Annotated in this window: 1 pseudogene; it reads right to left on the bottom strand. The window is 53.7% G+C overall.

Annotated features, from left to right (window positions below):
- Positions 1–895 (bottom strand): annotated as a pseudogene (gene tnpC, locus DZ54_RS23035) (IS66 family transposase); the annotation flags it as partial.

Below are 895 nucleotides of genomic sequence, written 5' to 3'. Positions count from 1 at the left end.
TCTGTCACATTGTTATCGATGCTAATGCGGCCATCTTCCAGATAGGTCAGTCAGCTTGGGCCACTGATTTTTCGCATACGTGATGGCTTGGCCTAAGGCGCCTTTGGGTAACACATGCAGGCTATCAAGCCAGCGTTTAAAGTCATTTAACAGGGGCAGACTTTCTTGCTGTCTGAGTTGTTGCCGGGCCTCGGCCGATAAGTGTTTCCCGCGTCGCTCGATGCCGTAGAGCTTGTTGATGAAGGTGAGCGCTTTTTCTGGCTTGCCGGCTTTCTTCGAGGGCGACGCCTTTTGCGCATCGGTAAATTTACGGCGAACATGGGCCATACACGCTGCTTGCGTCACACCGTCAACGGTATCGTAAGCACTGTAACCATCGGACAGAAGATAGCCCTGATAATCGCCCAGGAACTCTCGCACACACGCGCCGGCTCGACTTGGCTGATAATCATAAATCACCACTGGGTGGTCGGTAAATTCACCACTGCGATACACCCACATGTAAGAGGTCGACTGCGCTTTTCTATCTGCTTCTTTGAGCACTTGCACCGTGGTTTCATCGGCACAGATAAGCGGCTCGCTGACTAACTGTGCTTTCATCGTATCGATAATCACGTCAACTTTGCTGCCCAGCTGCACACACCAGTTGGCTAAGGTGGCGCGGCTAATGTCGATACCCGCTCGGTTCAGCATATCGACTTGACGATATAGCGGCAGTGCATCCACATACTTGGCGGTCACGACGGCGGCAAACGCCTCTGGACTGCCARGCHDTTTGACGGAYSASGATGCGTAGCCGCTCGGTGCGTACGTACTGGCKGTTCATGCGGTTTGCTCGCACTGGCGACAGGCATATTTGGTGCGCTCATGACGAATGACACTGACCGCTGCGGCA

The sequence above is a fragment of the Salinivibrio socompensis S35 genome, assembly GCF_000513715.1.
GTDB lineage: Bacteria > Pseudomonadota > Gammaproteobacteria > Enterobacterales > Vibrionaceae > Salinivibrio > Salinivibrio socompensis.
The sequence above is the reverse complement of the archived record's forward strand: the minus strand, read 5'-3'. Positions and strand labels throughout refer to the sequence as shown.